The organism is Bifidobacterium scaligerum (assembly GCF_002802865.1).
In the GTDB taxonomy this organism is placed as follows: Bacteria; Actinomycetota; Actinomycetes; order Actinomycetales; family Bifidobacteriaceae; genus Bifidobacterium; species Bifidobacterium scaligerum.
Genome location: NZ_PGLQ01000006.1, coordinates 1 through 17,238 on the forward strand (window position 1 = coordinate 1; position 17,238 = coordinate 17,238).

General features: G+C 58.5%; 12 protein-coding genes. 6 read left to right on the plus strand and 6 right to left on the minus strand.

Annotation, left to right across the window (positions count from 1 at the left end; genetic code table 11):
* The first annotated feature begins 331 nt into the window (after positions 1-331).
* Positions 332-583 carry a hypothetical protein gene (locus CUU80_RS08260; protein WP_100496845.1) on the plus strand — a complete coding sequence of 84 codons (252 nt, stop codon included), beginning with the start codon at positions 332-334 and terminating at the stop codon, positions 581-583.
* A 5-nt stretch (positions 584-588) separates the two neighbouring features.
* Here CUU80_RS08260 and CUU80_RS08265 read toward each other — a convergent pair whose 3' ends face one another.
* The 4 genes from CUU80_RS08265 to CUU80_RS08280 form a co-directional block, all read right to left on the minus strand.
* Entirely contained in the window at positions 589-2,913 is a 2,325-nt protein-coding gene (locus tag CUU80_RS08265) for a YhgE/Pip domain-containing protein (RefSeq protein ID WP_100496846.1), read from the minus strand.
* Positions 2,910-5,699 (minus strand): YhgE/Pip domain-containing protein, encoded by a 2,790-nt coding sequence (locus CUU80_RS08270; protein ID WP_100496847.1) that lies wholly within the window; start codon positions 5,697-5,699, stop codon positions 2,910-2,912. The genes CUU80_RS08265 and CUU80_RS08270 overlap by 4 nt, the downstream gene beginning before the upstream one ends.
* 157 nt (positions 5,700-5,856) lie before the next feature.
* On the minus strand, positions 5,857-6,627 hold the full coding sequence (locus CUU80_RS08275; RefSeq protein WP_100496848.1) for a nitroreductase family protein: 771 nt from the start codon (positions 6,625-6,627) through the stop codon (positions 5,857-5,859).
* 77 nt (positions 6,628-6,704) lie between these two features.
* Positions 6,705-7,031: a DUF4235 domain-containing protein gene (locus CUU80_RS08280; protein ID WP_243388703.1), complete on the minus strand. Its 327-nt coding sequence runs from the start codon at positions 7,029-7,031 to the stop codon at positions 6,705-6,707.
* 332 nt (positions 7,032-7,363) lie between these two features.
* Here CUU80_RS08280 and CUU80_RS08285 point away from each other — a divergent pair, with 332 nt between their 5' ends.
* Together CUU80_RS08285 and CUU80_RS08290 are read left to right on the plus strand one after the other, a co-directional pair.
* Positions 7,364-8,077: a histidine phosphatase family protein gene (locus CUU80_RS08285; protein ID WP_165775901.1), complete on the plus strand. Its 714-nt coding sequence runs from the start codon at positions 7,364-7,366 to the stop codon at positions 8,075-8,077.
* Positions 8,078-8,621: 544 nt separating this feature from the next.
* Complete coding sequence (locus tag CUU80_RS08290) at positions 8,622-9,968, plus strand: ABC transporter substrate-binding protein (RefSeq protein WP_100496850.1); 1,347 nt, start codon at positions 8,622-8,624, stop codon at positions 9,966-9,968.
* 927 nt (positions 9,969-10,895) lie between these two features.
* Here CUU80_RS08290 and CUU80_RS08295 read toward each other — a convergent pair.
* The gene (locus CUU80_RS08295) at positions 10,896-11,912 is read right to left on the minus strand and encodes a LacI family DNA-binding transcriptional regulator (protein ID WP_100496851.1); all 1,017 of its coding nucleotides are present in this window, start codon (positions 11,910-11,912) and stop codon (positions 10,896-10,898) included.
* Between the two features lie 364 nt (positions 11,913-12,276).
* Between CUU80_RS08295 and CUU80_RS08300 the strand changes: the two genes are divergently transcribed.
* The 3 genes from CUU80_RS08300 (at position 12,277) to CUU80_RS08310 (ending at position 15,069) form a co-directional block, all read left to right on the plus strand.
* Positions 12,277-13,131, plus strand: coding sequence for a carbohydrate ABC transporter permease (locus CUU80_RS08300; protein WP_100496852.1), 855 nt, complete (start codon positions 12,277-12,279; stop codon positions 13,129-13,131).
* Complete coding sequence (locus CUU80_RS08305; RefSeq protein ID WP_100496853.1) at positions 13,131-13,973, plus strand: carbohydrate ABC transporter permease; 843 nt, start codon at positions 13,131-13,133, stop codon at positions 13,971-13,973. The genes CUU80_RS08300 and CUU80_RS08305 overlap by 1 nt, the downstream gene beginning before the upstream one ends.
* A 478-nt stretch (positions 13,974-14,451) precedes the next feature.
* Positions 14,452-15,069 carry a DUF624 domain-containing protein gene (locus tag CUU80_RS08310; protein ID WP_100496904.1) on the plus strand — a complete coding sequence of 206 codons (618 nt, stop codon included), beginning with the start codon at positions 14,452-14,454 and terminating at the stop codon, positions 15,067-15,069.
* A gap of 224 nt (positions 15,070-15,293) precedes the next feature.
* On the opposite strand, the gene CUU80_RS08315 is transcribed toward CUU80_RS08310, so the two are convergent.
* Positions 15,294-17,189: an ABC transporter ATP-binding protein gene (locus CUU80_RS08315; protein ID WP_207760108.1), complete on the minus strand. Its 1,896-nt coding sequence runs from the start codon at positions 17,187-17,189 to the stop codon at positions 15,294-15,296.
* Positions 17,190-17,238 lie beyond the last annotated feature (49 nt).

Below are 17,238 nucleotides of genomic sequence, written 5' to 3' on the forward strand. Positions count from 1 at the left end.
TCGATAGGGTGTGGGAGAGTAGCACGCCGCCGCATTATTCTTGTGAGGGGGAGCCTGTACAGGCTCCCCCTCTTTTCTCATATTCCGCACGCTCCTTCCCGGCAGGCCGACAGGACGACGAAGCCCGACAGGAGTTTTCCTCTCGTATCCGGGGCTACGGGGACTGGACTTACGCAACCATACAACCCAGCACAATCGATGCCGCTATCTGTTGCCGTTGGGTGCGTCGTTAGGCGCTAAGCCTGTCGCCGGTTGCATCTGTAGCCCGCAGCCGACTTGCGTCCGACAACGTCCGACAATGTGAACGGCAGTCAGTACACTGGGCACTGCTATGCACTACTTCACCCCAAAACGATGCACTACGTCGAACAAAATCATGTATCACGACAAGGCACAGGCCCAACGTGCTGCCGATCAGAGCCTGATCGAGCGCGGGGCCGAGCTATGGGTGTATCGCTGTGAATACTGCGGCCAGTGGCACCTCACTCATCGTGATCCGGATATGAGCTACCGGCGTGTGCCGTTCAATCAGGAACTGAAGCCGCATAGCCGCAAAAAAGGGTACAAGCCGCGTCGTCGATAACGCCCCTACATCACCTTGGTGCTTTCCAGGTTGCGAATAATCCAATCATTCAGTCGAATCACCGGTTTGCGCAGCATCAGGCCGAGCAGGAGCGAGGGAATGAGGAACAGCGCCAGTTTGCCCATCGCCACCCAATATTCCATGCCGTACGAGCCCGCCATGGCCGAATGCATCGCGTCCACGGCATAGGGGAACAGCAGCCAGCGGGCTACGATCTGGAAGAACGGCGGCAGCGTCTCAATGGGGAACGTACCGCCGGAGCCAGCCACCTGCATCACCAGCAGCACCACGGCGATGGCCTTGCCGATATCACCGAACGAGACGGTGAGCGTATATACCAGATTCGAGAACACCAAGGCGGCCAGCCATCCGACCAGTATGAACTGGAATGGATGCTCGCATTGCACGCCGAGGTAGAACATATCGCCCAAGCACACCAGTGTGCCCTGCAGCAACGCCAGAAATCCGAAAATCATGTATCGTCCGAAATACTCGTGATGCAGATGCAAACCGAACTGTCGCGCGTTGCCCGGGGACTCGGCACGAGGCTTCTTCAACACGTCCAACGCAGCGGCAGGGCCGGCGGCGCGTCCGGCGATCATGGCCTCACGCAGGCCCATTTCGCTGCCTAACGGCAGCTTGTTGCCAAGACCTAAGATGCGAGCCTTCTCATGGTCGGAGATGGATACTTTGAGCATGGCCACCAGAATGATCGCGCCCACCCAGATCGACAGAATCGTATAGAACGGTGCCATGGCGGAACCGTAATTGGCTACTGGGTAGAGAGGGATGCGATCGACCGCCACCGGTGCGGACAGCATCGAGGCGAGCGTGGAGGAGTCGGCGGACGTGATGGACGAAAGATCCGTACTGGCGCCGCTGGTCAGCCCGGAGAACTTCATGGCCAGATCGTTGAGTTTCTTTGATGATTTGTTCAGTGCTTTGGACATGGTGCCCATCGTGGACTGAATGTCGCTGATATTGCTGGCCACGCTGCCGCTAAGCCCGGAAACGCTGCTTACTGTACCGGCCAGTCCATCAATCACATTGCCTGCCTGATCGGTCACGCTGTCCATCGAGGAGGCGAGCGTGGCGAGCTGCGGCTTAAGCGTCTGCTGATAGGTGTTGGCCGCCTTGCTGACCGATGCACGGGCCGAGGCAACGGAATTTTTGAGCTGTTGCCGTGCGGTTGCAGCGTCCGCAGTACCGGTTGTGACCTGCTGTGCGGCATCGCCCAATGCGTCGGCGGCTGATTGCAGCTGTGTCTGAGCGTCCGCGGCTTGAGCCGAGGCTTTGGTCAGGGCGTCCTTCACGGTTTGATTGCTGCTGGAGTCAGCCAACGACTGCAGGGCGGCGGCGTAATCGCCGAATGAGCTGGCCTGCTGCTGCACTTTGGTCTGCATGTCGGTCAGTGCGCCGGAAACCTGCGTGGACTGCGAGTTGATGTCGGTGAACGCCGAATCAAGCTGTTTATCGATGCTGACGTACGCATTGTCAGCTTGCGTCAGTGCGGTGCCTATGCTGTCGGCCGCGCCAGACAGTGCCGTGCTCAGGCTGGTGGTACCGGATTTGGCCTGACCGATGGCTTTTTTGGCGTCGGCCGCAGCAGAACCGGTGGAGCCGAGCAGGGCATTGGTCGAGGTGATGATGCCGTTCGCCGCTCCCAACAGTCCCGAATACGAGTCGACTTGTGTGGCCGCGCTGCTCAGTTGCGTGGCCATGGCGGTGATATGCCCGGTGGCGTTGCTGACGTACTGGGCCATCTGTGGGCTTTTCGCGTATTCAGCCACGTTGGAGGCCATATCGAGCGCCACACTGGCCAGTGTTTTGACGAACATCTGATCAATGGTGGTGGCCACGGTATCCGCACCGGCATCGGTAATATGCGGGGCGATCGGATTGATTTTCTCGTTGAGATAGTATTCGAGCTTGGCGTGCTTGATCTTGGGGGAGAACAGCGTCATCATATCCGAGCTGAACGTTTTCGGGATTACCAGCGCCGCATAGTATGTGCCGGAATATACGCCGTCAACGGCTTTGTCTCGATCCACGAACTGCCAGTCGAGGTCATGATTGGCCCGCAGTGCGTTGGTGACCGTCTCACCCACGTTAATCGGCACGGGAATGAGATCGGACTTATATCCCTTATCCATATTGGCTACCGCGACCTTGAGAGCCTTGGTGTTGCCGTACGGATCCCAGCTGGCGGCAATGTTGTACCAAGCGTACAGAGCCGGCACAATGACCAGTCCCACGGCCACGACGACGGCGATCACGTTGCGCGTGGCCTGACGCACGTCGCGGGTGAAGATATGCCAAATGAGTTTCATCGTGCGTCCGCCTTGTCTGAAGAATCCTGAGCCGGGGAATCCGCCAACACCTCCGTCGACACGTCATCCGTGCCATCCGGCGCATCAGGCTCATCCGATGCCCTCGGCGCCGCTGATGCCGTTTCGGCAACCGATGTTTCGGCAACCGATGTTTCGGCAACCGCTGTCTTAGCAACCGCCGCCTCGGCGACCGCGCTCGCCGCATGTTTGCCCGGTTCGCCACGGAACCTGCGCCACATATACCCGTTGGACATCAGGTCGCGGAATTCGTCGTCGTTCATGGCGCCGGTGCCCATCTGCGTAGCGAAGCTTTCGCGCATGTACTCGACCACGATGAGATAGGCGTCGATAACGATAATCGAGAGAATCCACGCGGTAAGCATCGCGATTTTCTCCTGCGTGACGAACAGCAGGATCAGGAACACGAACGGCAGGATCGTCAGCAGCGCCAGACCGGAGACGATCATCAGCGGATACCGTGCGAAGAACCGGTGCGCGCGGCGTGTAATCAGCTCGCGCAGTTCCTTGCTGTCCGAAGCCGTGCGGAACACTGCCGTAAGGCTGAGCTGGTTGTTGACCATGCTGTTGTGCTCGGTGATCATCAGATCGGTGTCGGACAGACGACGATCGAACAAGGCGTTGAGGTTCGTGGCGTACCGGCGTACCGCAAGCCCCACGAACAGAGCTACCGGCAGATAGTAGGCGAGGTGCATCATATCGAGCCAGTAATGATTGGCGTACGTACCGGCGATCGGCCCGCGCATGGCATTGATGCCGTAGGTGAACGGCAGCCAAGGGTGAAGCTCCCGGAAGAAGTCCGGCATCATTTCAATCGGATACAATCCCGAGGCACCCGGAATCTGGACGATGACCAGAATCACGGCCACCGCCTTGCCGATATGCCGGAACGCGACGGCCAAAGCGTAAATGATATTGATATAGACGAACGAACAGAAGATGCCGGCCAAAAGGAACAGCAGCGGATGTTCGCACTGGATGCCGAGCACCAGATTGCCCACGCATGCGATCACCGCCTGCAGGAAGCCGATCGTCACCAGCAGCAGCCAGCGGCCGAGATACGCCTGTGTGACGGTCACGCGCCTGAGCTGCTCGCGGTCCACCTCCAGTTTGTAGATGGCGATCAGTACGAAACCGCCCACCCACAACGCGAGGTTGGTGTAGAAGGGGGTGACGGCTGAACCGTAGTTGTCGGTCGGATAGACGACTTTGGTTTCCAGATTGACTGGCGTACCGAGGAAATCACCGAAGTCTTTGCTGTTCAGATTGAGTGCGTCGGCCACTTTCTGGTAGGCGGCGGAACTGTCGAGCGTGGCGATGTCGGTACGTACGGTACCTACTTCGTCCGCAAGCTGACGCATGGATTGCTGCGTGCTGGCGATAGTGGAGCGGGTCTGATCGATGGTGCTGGACAGCTGGTCGAACAGGCCGTCGGCTTGCGTCAAAGTCCCGTCCAGTGAGGTGAGGGTGCCCTCCAAAGTGCCGTTCAACGCCACGAAACTGGTGAGTGATGCGTTCAGATTCGGCATGATCGTACCGGAAAGCGACTGCCGGGCTTGACTGAGCGACGCAAGTCCGCCGCTGGACGCGGTGCCGATCGCGCCGGACAGTTGCCCGGTGGCGTCTTTGCCGGAACTGATGAACTGGGACGTGTTCTTCTGGAACGTGCTGATCTGCGTCTGCTGGTCGGTGATGGTGCTGGACAGCGTATCAAGCTGGCTCCAGATGCGTTGGCCGACCGGATCGGTGGTGTTTTCGTCGATGCCGGCGTCTTTCAGGGCTTGCTTGACGTTGTCGATGGCGGTCTGCGTCTGGTCCAGCGGTTTGTTGAGCGCGTTGGCTGCGGAGTCGACGGCGTTCTGGGCCTTGTTGAACGAGCCGATAATCGTTCCCGCTGCGGTGTTCGTATCTACCGCAAGCCCGGAGAGCGTGGCCGAACTGTCATCCAGCGCGCCAAGCAATGTGGAGGAGAAGGCTTGGGTGCCGCTTTGCGCTTCGGAGAGCAGTGTGCCGGATTGTGCGGAGGCTGTTTTCGCGCTGGCGATGGTCTGCTTGAGCGAGGCCGTGGTGGTTTTGGCATCGGTGATGGTGCCGCTCGCCTGATCAAGGGTGGTGTTCAGATCGGTGAGTGCGGTTTGTGTGTGTTCGATGGTGCTCAGTACGGTATCGAGGTCGCCGATGGTGTCTTGCTGGGTGTCGTTGGTGGCTTTGGTGAGATCGCCGCCGGCTTTGGCGACGGCTTCCGCCACGGTCGTACCTACGGTGGAGACGAATGTGGAGTTGATCTGTTCGTCGATGGTATTGGCGCCGGTGTCCGTGATTTTCGGGGCGATGGCGTTCTTCTTTTCGTTGACGTAGTACTTGATGCTCGGCTGTTTGCCGGAGCCGGTCACGGTGTCGGCCAAGCTGGCGCTGAAGTCTTTCGGCAATACGATGGCTGCGTAGTAGTCGCCGGTTTTGACGCCGCGAACCGCCTGTTCCTCGCTGCTGACGAACTGCCATCCGAGTTGATGGTTGTGTTTAAGCTCCTTGACCACCTGCTTGCCGGCGTTCAACGTGCCGACCATATCGTTGCGGGTGCCTTGGTCCAGATTGGCTACGGCGATATGCAGGTTGCCGGTTGCCGAATACGGGTCCCAGTTGGCCAGAATGTTGAACCAGGCGTAGAGCGAGGGGATGATGGCAACACCCAGCGTGACGACGACGGCTACCGGATTGCGCAGGATACGCAAGACATCACGCCGGAAAATATGCCAGATAGTGTGCATGTTGATAGCCGCCTCTTGCCGTGTGATTGATAGTGGGCTTTCCGGGTGATTGCGCGATCGCGGACTGATGCATGCGCGGATTGCTCCCCGTTTGCCACAGGTAGTCTATCCCGGTCCGTCGTCGGGGTGGGCCGGGGTCCGGCAGTGATCGGCCGGACTACTTATCCAAGGTGAATCCTTGGGCGGCGGCCTTGTCCAGCAGCGTCTTGCCGGACACATCCTGACCCGAGACCGTGGCGATCTGATCGCTGAAGGCATCCACCGGGCGGTCGGCTTGGCGCAGATCGTAATACTGATGGACTTCGGCGTCGAAGGCGGGCAGGGCTTCGCTCAGGTCGTTCTCGCTGTCGGCCGGGTACGTGTTCTCGAAGAACTGCATGGTGCGCGGCATGCGCGGTTTGAGCGTCGGCTCCTGATCGGGCTTGCCGATGGCCAGACCCAGCACCGGGTAGGTGTACTCGGGCAGGTTCAGCAGGTCGATCAGACCGTTGATGTCGTTCAGAATCGAACCGAGGATCACGCAACCGAGGCCGAGGGAATAGGCGGCGGTCTCCATGGCGTGCAGGGCCAGAACGGCGTCGTTCTGCGCTTGGGTGAAGCGGTAGCTGGTCTTGAGTTTGAAGTCGTCGCCGGCCGGGTCGATGCCTTTGGATTCGGCGATGCGGGCGTTGCGGTGTTCGTCGATCACGAACACGTACAGCAGTGGTGCGGTGGCGATATACGGCTGGTGGCCGAACTCGGCGAGCTTGGCCTTGACAGCCGGGTCGGAGACGCGGATGGCGGACCAGTCGTTGAGGAACTGGCTGGATGCGGCGCGCTGGGCCACGGTTTCCAGCGTGGCGACGGTGTCGGCGTCGATGGCCTCGTCCTTGAATTTGCGGATGGAGCGACGGTTCAGCAGAGTCTCGATTGTTGCATTGGTAACCATACCGACATTGTCCCACGGGCCGTGTGTTTCAGCCGGGAATCTCTTCTGATAGTGAAATCGTTCGGCGTCTGCCGCGCTCAGCGGGTCTTGCGGTGTTTCCGGTCCACCAGCGCTTGCGATCCGCGGTCCGAAAGCTGAGAGACCACCGCGCCGAAGGCGGCCGATGCGGCGGCGAACAGCAGGCTCATCGCCAAGCCCTGCGGCGCGTCTGCGGCAAGACCCTTGCGCAGGTTGCGCCGGCCCATGCCCTTGTCCCAAACCATTTGGAACGCCTTGCCGGCCACCATGCCGATGAATGCGGGTGCCGCCGCCTTGAACGCCTTGTCCAGCAGGGAATCCGGGTCTGCTTCGCGGGCCGCGCGCAGGGCGTTGACCTTCTCGTCGATGCGGTGCAGGCTTTCGATGGCTGCGGTGGCGCCGGATGAGGAGGCCGCGGCCGGTGTTTCGACAGGTGTCTCGACAGGTGCTTTGACTGATGTTGCGTCCGGCGTTTGGTTCGTCGACGGTGAAGTCTCGCCCTCATTGGTGAGGACGTGGTGACGTGCGGTGTGCTTTGCGCTGCTCATGGCTTCCCAGTCTAATGGTTCTCCGGTCTATGGCTCTCCGGTGTGGAGCAGAGGCGGCGTATATGGTGCCATATTGCGCCATATTGCGCCATATTGCGCTATCTGGCGCTATCTGGCGCTATCTGGCGAGGCATGCGGCGAATACGCCCGAACGGGACTAAAGTGGAGGCATGAACGAACAGCATGCAGACGGCACCGTGGCCGTCGATCTTTCCCGTGGCGGCACAGGATTTCTGGTGTTGCTGCGTCATGGACAGACCGTATGGAGCGAATCCGGGCAGCATACCGGTCGCACGAACATTCCCCTGACCGCAGTAGGCGAGCAGCAGGCACGTGATGCCGGGGTTCGTCTGCGTGAAGCATTCCCCGGTGGGTTCGAGGAAGGCTGTGTGTTTGCCAGTCCGCTTCGCCGTGCACAACAGACCGCGCGTCTGGCCGGCTTCGCCGAGCCGCAGACACTCGACGGCATCGCCGAATGGGATTACGGCCGCGCCGAGGGCCGCACGCGTAAGCAGGTGAGTGAGGCCAGCGGTTTCGACTGGGATGTGTGGCGGGATGGGCCGCGCTCGCTGACGCCCGCGCTGGAAGGCGACTGGGTGGAGACATTGCCGGGCGGCGAGCAGGTGCCGGTGCACGCCGGGCCGGGGGAGACACTGGAAGAGGCGGCCGCTCGCGCGCGCGGGGCGATTGATCGGGTAATGCCATTGCTGCACGACGGCCATAACGTGCTATTGGTGGCCCACGCGCATATTCTGCGCATCCTCACTTCGCAGTGGCTGGATGTGGATCCGCACTTCGCTCGGATGCTGCGGCTTGATACCGCGCACTATTCGGTGTTGAGCGTGTATAAGGGCGACAACGTCATCGAACGATGGAACGCCTGATCATGTGACGCTGCGGCGTTATGTGGGAATTGTTCCCGGTCTGCTGGGTTGCCGGTGGGTGCTGGGAATGAAAGAGGTATAAGCCTGTCCGCGAGTGTGCGGACAGGCTTTTTGTTGGCTGTGGTTTGCTGTTGCTGGTTTGCTGTTGCTGGCCGGCGCGGAAATGGTTCATTGGTTTATTGGTTCATTGGTTCGCTGGTTCATTGGTTCGCTGGTTCATTGGTTCGCTGGTTCATTGGTTATGCAAACGATAGCGTTATTGTGTTGGTAAGGGGGATAAAAGGGCGTTGTTGCACCATTTCTGACGTGCTACTATCGCCGAGTATTTGCTAACGCTTGCATTGTGGGTAGTTCATTTAGTTGCCTTAATTTCCTAGTTTTATCTTGTTTTGACTATTTGGCAACATCTGTCTATATCACCAAGGCGCGCCGATAAATGCCATCGTTTGCAAAAGAAAGCAAACCATTGCATAATGAGCACTGTCGATAGTCGTAAGGGTGCCGCTGGCGGCACCTGATCCGGAAGGAATAGCCGGAATCGACGATGAAAGAGAAAGGTTCGAAGATGAATCGTACAGTCAAATCCGCGGTTGCGATGGCTGCCATTGCCGCAATGTCTTTGGGAACGCTGGCTGCCTGCGGCTCCAGCACTTCCGGCGACGACGCAAAAGGCAAGGTCTACTACCTGAACTTCAAGCCGGAAGCCGCCGATCAGTGGGTGGCTCTCGGCAAGGCCTACACCAAGGAGACCGGCGTCGACGTCAAGATCCAGACCGCCGCTTCCGGCACCTACGAGCAGACTTTGAAGTCTGAAATCGCCAAAACCGAGGCGCCGACCCTGTTCCAGGTCAACGGCCCGGTCGGTTACCAGAACTGGAAGAAGTACACGGCCGACATGTCCAACACGGACGTGTACAAGGAGCTCAACAATCAGGACGTGGCCCTGAAGGACGGCGACAAGGTCGTCGGCGTGCCGTACGTGATGGAAACCTACGGCATCATCTACAACAAGGACATCCTCAACAAGTACTTCGGTCTGGACGGTGCCAAGGCCACGTCCATCGACGAAATCGACAACTTCGACACCCTGAAGGCCGTGGCCGACGACATGCAGTCGCGTAAGGACGAGCTCGGCATCAAGGGCGCGTTCACCTCCGCCGGCTTCGACTCCAGCTCCGACTGGCGTTTCAAGACCCACCTCGCCAACCTGCCGCTGTACTACGAGTTCAAGGCCGACAATGTCACCGAGCAGCCGGCCACCATCAAGGGCACCTACCTGCCGAACTACAAGAAGATCTTCGACCTGTACATCACCGACTCCACCACCGAACCCACGCAGCTGAGCGCCAAGACCGGTGACGATGCCAACTCCGAGTTCGCGCTCGGCGAGGCCGCCTTCTACCAGAACGGCACCTGGGCTTGGACCGATCTGCAGAAGGCTGGCATGTCCGCCGATTCCGTGGGCATGATGCCGATCTACATCGGTGCCAAGGGCGAGGAGAAGCAGGGTCTGGCCACCGGTTCCGAGAACTACTGGTGCATCAACGACAAGGCTTCCGACGCCGACAAGAAGGCCACCGAGGACTTCCTCAAGTGGGTCATCACCTCCGACACCGGCAAGAAGGCCCTTTCTCAGGACATGGGCTTCACCACCCCGTTCAAGACCTTTGATGACGTCACCTCCGACAACCCGTTGACTCAGGCCGCCGTCGAGGACCAGAAGTCCGGCAAGACCGCCGTTTCCTGGAACTTCATGATGATGCCGTCCGAAGAGTGGAAGAACCAGCTCGGCCAGGCCCTGCTGGAGTACGCACAGGGCACCGGTAACTGGGATGCCGTCAAGACCGCCTTCGTGGACGGTTGGGCTTCCGAGTACGCAGCGTCTCACTGATCGGAGGTGTCAAGTTCGGTAATCACTGAATAATTCCAACAACTAATTGGTGCGGCACCGCCTTCCTCTCCCTTTGGGGGTGCCGCACCACACCTTCTTCCTCTTGATCCTCTTACTGTGTTTTCCTTATCCTCCTTCACGTGTGGGCTCGCCGGCTCGTCTCCGGCGGGCCCACACGCGTTTTTCGCGGAATGTGTTTTTCGCGGAATGAGTTTGTTCGTGAAGTGTGTTTGTTCGTGTAATGAGTTTGTTCGTGAAGTGTGTTTTCCCGTGAAATGAGCTTTCCCGTGAACGCGCGTTTTTCCTGGAACATGCGTGTTTCGCGAATATGTTGCTCTGACCGTCGCTCAGCGCAACATATTCGCGGGGTGGAGGGGAGACGTTGAGATTTTGCCGCGCTGAGAGGTGGCCACCGCGGTAAATTCTCGGGATTAGAGGATATTTCGAGAATTTACCGCACTGACGCATCCTCAGTGCGGGAAAATCTCGGGCAAGCCATTTTCTTCGAGAAAAACCGCGCTGAGGTGCTATGGCGAGGGGCTTTGGGCTGGATTGGGTTGGGAAAGGGATGATTTAGGTTGTTTCGGGTTTGGGTTGGGGTGATCCAAGTGGTTTTGGGTTGATTGGAATCGGATTGGGGTGATCCGAGTTGTATTGGGTTGATTGGAATTGGTTTTGGGTTGGGGAAGGGACGATTTAGGTTGTTTCGGTTTTGGGTTGGGTGTTCGAGGTGGTTTCGGGTTGATTGGAATCGGATTGGGGTGATCCGAGTTGTATTGGGTTGATTGGAATCGGTTTTGGGTTGATTGGAATTGGTTTTGGGTTGGGAAAGGGACGATTTAGGTTGTTTCGGTTTCGGGTTGGGTGTTCTAGGCGGTTTTGGGTTGATTGGAATCGGCCCCGGGCGACCGGTTCATTGCGGCTCGGTCAGCGGATGCGCGATGTGGAGGCGCGGACCGTCAACTGCGCCGGAAGGGTGCGGAACGGTTCGTGAACCGGTTTCCCCTCGATGAGATCAAGCGTCATGTGCGCGGCGATACGGGCCATGTCCACCGGATTCTGACGGATGGTGGTCAATCCGATGTCGTCGGTGTAGAAACTGTCGTCGTAGCCGATCACCGAAATGTCTTCGGGCACTGAGAATCCGTTGCGTTCGAGCTGGAATAGCAGCGGCAACGCGATGCCATCCTCCTGGCAGGCGATGGCGGTGGGCATGGTTTCCAAACTCATCAGCTGGGTGACCACATCGCTGATCTGATAGCGGCCATCCGAATCGACCTTGCAGACGATGACCTGTGGTTCGACGCCTTCCTTGCGGCAGGTGTCCATGAACATATCGAATCGCCCTCCCACCGAGAAGCTCAGCGAGACCTCGCGGTCGGTTCGGATGTAGGCGATGTTGCGATGGCCAAGGTTCATCAGGTGACGTGCGGCCAGCGTGGAGCCCTGATGGTCGTCGATGTTGACGGCCGCCGCGAATCCGTGCTGTTCGGATTCGGCCGTGTTGATGCCGATGATTGGCACGCCCACCGACGACAGCTGGGCGATCTCCTTGCTGTCGATGTCGAAAGACACGACGATGACGGCGTCGGCGTTACGGCGTACGGGCAGCATCTCAAAGAAGTTGCGTCGATCCTCGATGCTGGAAATCTGGAAAATCGAAATATCGTACCCTTCGGCGTGCAGCACTTCGTTCAAGCCTTCGATCACCGAGGCGGTGAACCACAGTCGGATATGGCCGCTCATCAGCACGGCGACGCGCAGCGAACGGCCCGATTTCAGGGCTGCGGCCGAACGGGAGAGCGAGAAGTTAAGTTCGTCGGCAATGGCGAGCACCCGTTCGCGAGTTTTGGCCGAGACCAAATCCGGTCGGGTGAAGGAGCGGGAGACGGTGGAGATGGAGACGCCTGCCTTCTCGGCGACGTCTTGGATGCTCGTAGACATGCTGATCCTTTTGTATACCGCGGACGACAACAAGAAAACCTGTGGTTCAGTATACAGGTGCTGCTATGAGACTGTGATGATGACAACGATTGTATTACAAACGTTTGCAGAAAGGGATTTGGCGGCGATAAATTACTGAAATAGAGCCGATTTATTGGCAGAAAACGCTGACTGCAATTGATGCTTTGCGCTGCGTGAAACACGATAAATGACAACGTTTGACATTCCTGTTGCCGGCGTTTACCATGAGCGTAGGCCGAACGAAAACGAGCTTGTGTATCCGGCTCGCATGGGTGGTTGGCATAGCCGATGTCCGTTACGGCGCACGACGTAGTGCTGCGGACTCAAGGAGGAGGAAAGAGTCATGATCAACATGGCTGGTAAGGCGATACGTAGATGGTGGGCGCTGTTCGCGCTGCCGACGTTCGCCGCGTTCATCATAGGTTTTCTGGTGCCGTTCATCATGGGCGTGTACCTGAGCTTCTGCGAGTTCACCACGGTTACCGACGGCGAATGGGTGGGGCTCAAGAATTACAGCAAAGCGTTGAAGGACAAGGAATTCCTGCATGCGCTCGGCTTCTCCACGGCCTTCACCATCGTGACCACCATCGTGATCAACGTGGTGGCGTTCGCCATCGCCTACATGCTGACCAAGGCCATCAAAGGCTCCACGCTGTTCCGCTCGGTGTTCTTCATGCCGAATCTGATCGGCGGCATCATTCTGGGCTACATCTGGCTGTTGCTGTTGAACGGCGTGCTCGCCCATTGGGGCCGCGCCCTGACCTATAAGGCCTCCTACGGCTTCTGGGGCTTGGTCATTCTGGTGTGCTGGCAGCAGATCGGCTACATGATGATCATCTACATCGCCGGCCTGCAGGCGTTGCCCACCGACGTGCTGGAAGCCGCCGCCGTGGATGGCGCCAACGGGCGTCAGACCATGTTCCGCATCATCATCCCGCTGATGATGCCGTCCATCACCGTGTGCTCCTTCCTGACGGTGACCAACGGTTTCAAGCTGTACGACCAGAACCTCGCATTGACCAACGGCGCCCCGAGCAACATGTCCGAAGGCCTGGCGTTGAACATCACCCGCACCTTCTACGGGCGTATGGGATGGGAAGGCGTTGGCCAGGCGAAGGCCGTGCTGTTCTTCATTCTGGTGGCGGTGATCGCGCTGATTCAGAACAAGCTCACGACAAGCAAGGAGGTGGCAGCCTGATGAACGAGAACAAGCCCGTCAAGCATGGTCCGGTGTGGACCGCGCTGTTTACCGTCGTTTCTCTCTTCTGGATTTTCCCGATTGTTTTGGTGGTAATCAACTCCTTCAAGCAGAAGGCGTATATCTCCAAGAACGCGTTCTCCCTGCCCGCCGGCAAGGCGTTCGTGGGATTGGAGAACTACACGCGAGGTGTTGAGACCACGCAGTTCTTCGCGTCCTTCGGTTGGACGTTGCTGATCACCGTAGGCTCGGTGGCGCTGATTCTGGTGTGCACCTCGATGTGCGCATGGTGGATCGTGCGCGTGAACAACTGGGCGGCCAAGCTGCTCTACACGTTGTTCCTGTTCAACATGATTGTGCCGTTCCAGATGGTGATGTTCACGCTTTCCAAGATCGCCGATATGCTGAAGCTCAACACCCCGTGGGGCCTGTGCATCGTGTACCTCGGCTTCGGTGCCGGTTTGGCCGTGTTCATCTTCACTGGCGTGATCAAAGGCATCCCCGCCGAACTGGAGGAAGCGGCCATGATCGATGGCGCGTCCGTGCCTCGCATCTTCTTCCAGATCGTAGTGCCGATTATGAAGCCGTCGATTGTGTCGGTGGCCATTCTCGAAGCCATGTGGATCTGGAACGACTACCTGCTGCCGTATCTGACTCTCGACCTCGGCAAATACAAGACCATCTCGGTCGCCGTGCAGTACCTGAAAGGCGGCTACGGCTCAGTGGATATGGGTGCCATGATGGCCTGCCTAGTTCTGGCGATCATCCCCATCATCGTCTTCTACCTCGTATGCCAAAAGTACATCGTGAGCGGTGTTATGGCTGGAGCCGTTAAGGGATGATGACTGGTGTCATCATCCCTTAGGGGAAAGTCCAGTGGACTTTCCCCAGGCTCCAGCCTGAGCGAGGTGATAGCCGAGCGAAGGTATGTCTGGGTCTGGCTCGTAGAGCCGGTCCGTAATTGCAGGGCTGGGGCCGTTAAGGGTTAACGGCCAGCGCCGTTAACCCTTGGCTGGAAGCCCGGTGGGCTTCCAGCAGGTTTCAGGCTGAGACGCGGCAGCGTCGAGGCTGATGTCTGGGTCTGGCTCGTAGAGCCGGTCCGTAATTGCAGGGCCGGAGGCGGAGCTGTAAAGGGTTAGCGGCTGAGCTGTAGCAGTCATCGTCTAGACAAACGTACGTTGACCACAACTCAGCGTACGTTTTTCCAGAGCAAATCACCCCTGTTCCGGGAAAACGTACGCTGAGTGGCCGTCAGCGTACGTTTTCCCAGATAACAGCAGATAACAGGAGCGGAAAGTAAGGGAGAGGAGCGTGATTTCCGTGAACTGGCTGGCACCTGACTCCAAATTCATGCGTGCGTGGGGCAATCTGGTGGACGGCGTGCTGATCAATCTCCTGATGCTGGTCACATCGCTGCCGATCATCACTATCGGCGCGGCGATCACGGCCGGTCACGATGCCTGCCGTCGGTCCGAAGAGGGTGAGGGCCGTGGCGTCGTCGCCAACTATTGCAAGGCGTTCAAGGTCAATTTCGTTCAGTCCACGATGCTGTGGCTGCCGTTTCTTGCAGCGCTCATCGGGCTGGTCTACGCGTGGGTCGTCTTGCAGATCACGCCGTTGCTCATTCCGAAATTCGCGTTGAGCATACTCTGGATTATCGGCTTTGAATGGGTGTTCGCGCTTCAGGCGCGCTTTGAGAACACAGTGGTCGGCACGCTGAAGAACGCCTTTATCTTCGGTATCTCCCATATTGTTGCAACGATCGCGTTAGTGGCGGTGGATGCCGTGTTCGTGGCACTGGTGATCGGCTGCTGGTTCTATATGCCGTCGGGACTGTTCTTCCTGGTGGTCCTCGGCTACGGCACCATGTTGATGCTCCACATCCCCGTCACCGAGCGTGTGTTCCGGCCTTATCTCGCTGTTCCCTCATCGTTGTGACCCCAAGTTCCCCGGTTCCCGAATCCCCCGGTTCCCGAATATGTACCACTGAGTCGACGTCAGTGGTACATATTCGGGAAAGAGAGAGCTCCGACCTTCTAAGGACGAACTTCCAGGAAGGGAGATCTTCCCTCCCGAATATGTGCCGCTGAGCCGGCGTCAGTGGTACATATTCGGGAAAAGGGGGAAATCAGTGTTGCAAGGGTGCGCTTGCCGCTCGCCGCTCATGACTGCATGGTCTTGAGCTGGTAGAACTTGCCGCGCGCGGCCATAAGCTCGTCGTACGTGCCTTCTTCGACGGCTTGGCCGTGTTCCATCACCACAATGCGGTCCGCGTTGCGGATCGTAGATAGGCGGTGCGCCACCATGAACGTCGTGCACTGGCCCATCATGTGATCGATGGCGTCCTGCACCTTGCGCTCGGACGCCGAATCAAGCGCGCTCGTCGCCTCATCGAAGATGATGATGCGCGGGTGACGAATCAGCGCTCGCGCAATCGCGATTCGTTGCCGCTGGCCGCCCGAAAGCGTGCCGCCATGCTCGCCAAGCTGGGTATCCAAGCCGTTCGGCAGCTCGGCGACCACATCGTCAAGCCCCACCTCGCGCACGACCCGTTCGACCTCGGAGTCATCCACATCGCCGAGTCCGTAGATGATATTGTCGCGCAACGTGCCCGAGAACAGAATCGTATTCTGCGGCACCACCGCGATCTGCCGACGATAGGCGTCGAGATCCATCTCCTTCAAATCGATGCCGTCCACCAGCACCGACCCGGCCTCAGGTACACCGAATCCGATCAGCAGCTTGAGCAGTGTTGACTTGCCGGATCCGGAATCACCCACGAACGCAAGCGACTGGCCGGCCGGCACGTGCAGCGAAAAGTCGTGCAGCACTCTCGGATATTCCGGACTGTACCGAAAGTCCACGTGGCGGAACTCCACGTCGCCGCGCAGTCGCTCCGGCTCCACGTCACGCGTGTTGCGCTCCACATCATCGGCCTGCAGAATCTCGCCGATCGACGACACCGATTCCATGCCTTTGGTGAGCACCGGGTACAGGTTGATCAGCGACGAAATGGAGTTGACGATCTGCGCGAAATACGTTTGGAACAGCACCACATCGCCGATCTGGATATGTCCGTTCAGCGCGAGATATGACGTGAATGCAAGGCAGCCGAGCTGAAACACCTGGAAGATCACCCAGCCCGTCGAGCCGAACAACGCATTGACGACGTCAAGGCGGAGACCGGTGTCGTGAATATAGTTGAGCCGTTTGCTCATATGGTCGATCTCGACGTGCTGCAGTCCATGTGCGCGGGTGACCGGGATCATTTCAATCATCTCGGCGACGGCCGCCTGCGTCTGTTCCATCTGCGAGCGGAAATCATGGTTCGACTCGCGAATCGGTCTGCGGAAGCAGTAGATCGCGATCACCGTCGTCGGTACGGTGAGCACGAAGAACAGCAGCACGGTCGGACTGTGCAGCGCGGTGACGACAACCGCGATGGTGATGTCCAGCGCGATAATCGGGAAACTGCGATAGGTCTGGTCGATCAGTACCTCGACGTTTTCGACGTCGCGCATCACCTTGGACAACAGTCGTCCGGATTGCGTCTCGTTATGGAAACGAATCGACAACTGCTGCAGTTTGACGATAAGGCTGCCACGCAGCTTGCGCTCGATATTGCGGTTGATGCGGCCGAACTGCAGCGCTACGGTCCACGTGCTTAACACGTTTTGCAGGATGAATATGAGCGCGACGGCGAGGTTGATCCACAGCTCACTCAAGTTGTGCTGGTCGCGGTACGTGATGATGTTGATGATGTTGCTGGTGGCGATCGGCAGCACCCAGCACGGTGACTGCTTGGCGATCAGCGCAAGGGTGGAGATGGTGAGCTGTTTGCCGGAGCCGCGGAAAAAGCTCAGCAGGATGTGGACGGGATGCCCGGCGTTCTTGCGATAGGTATTGATGTATTCGGTGAACGACCATGGGGTGTCCGGCGGTACAGAATCGGTCCAATTCTGGTCGTCGCTGACGTGCGGCTTACGATCGTCGGCTGTGGATGAGGCGGTGTTGGACATATCGTCGTTGATGGTGTGCTTGATGGTCGGTTTTGACATCGACTCTCCTCACGGAAGTTGCGTCACTGCATGATGACGATATCCAGAG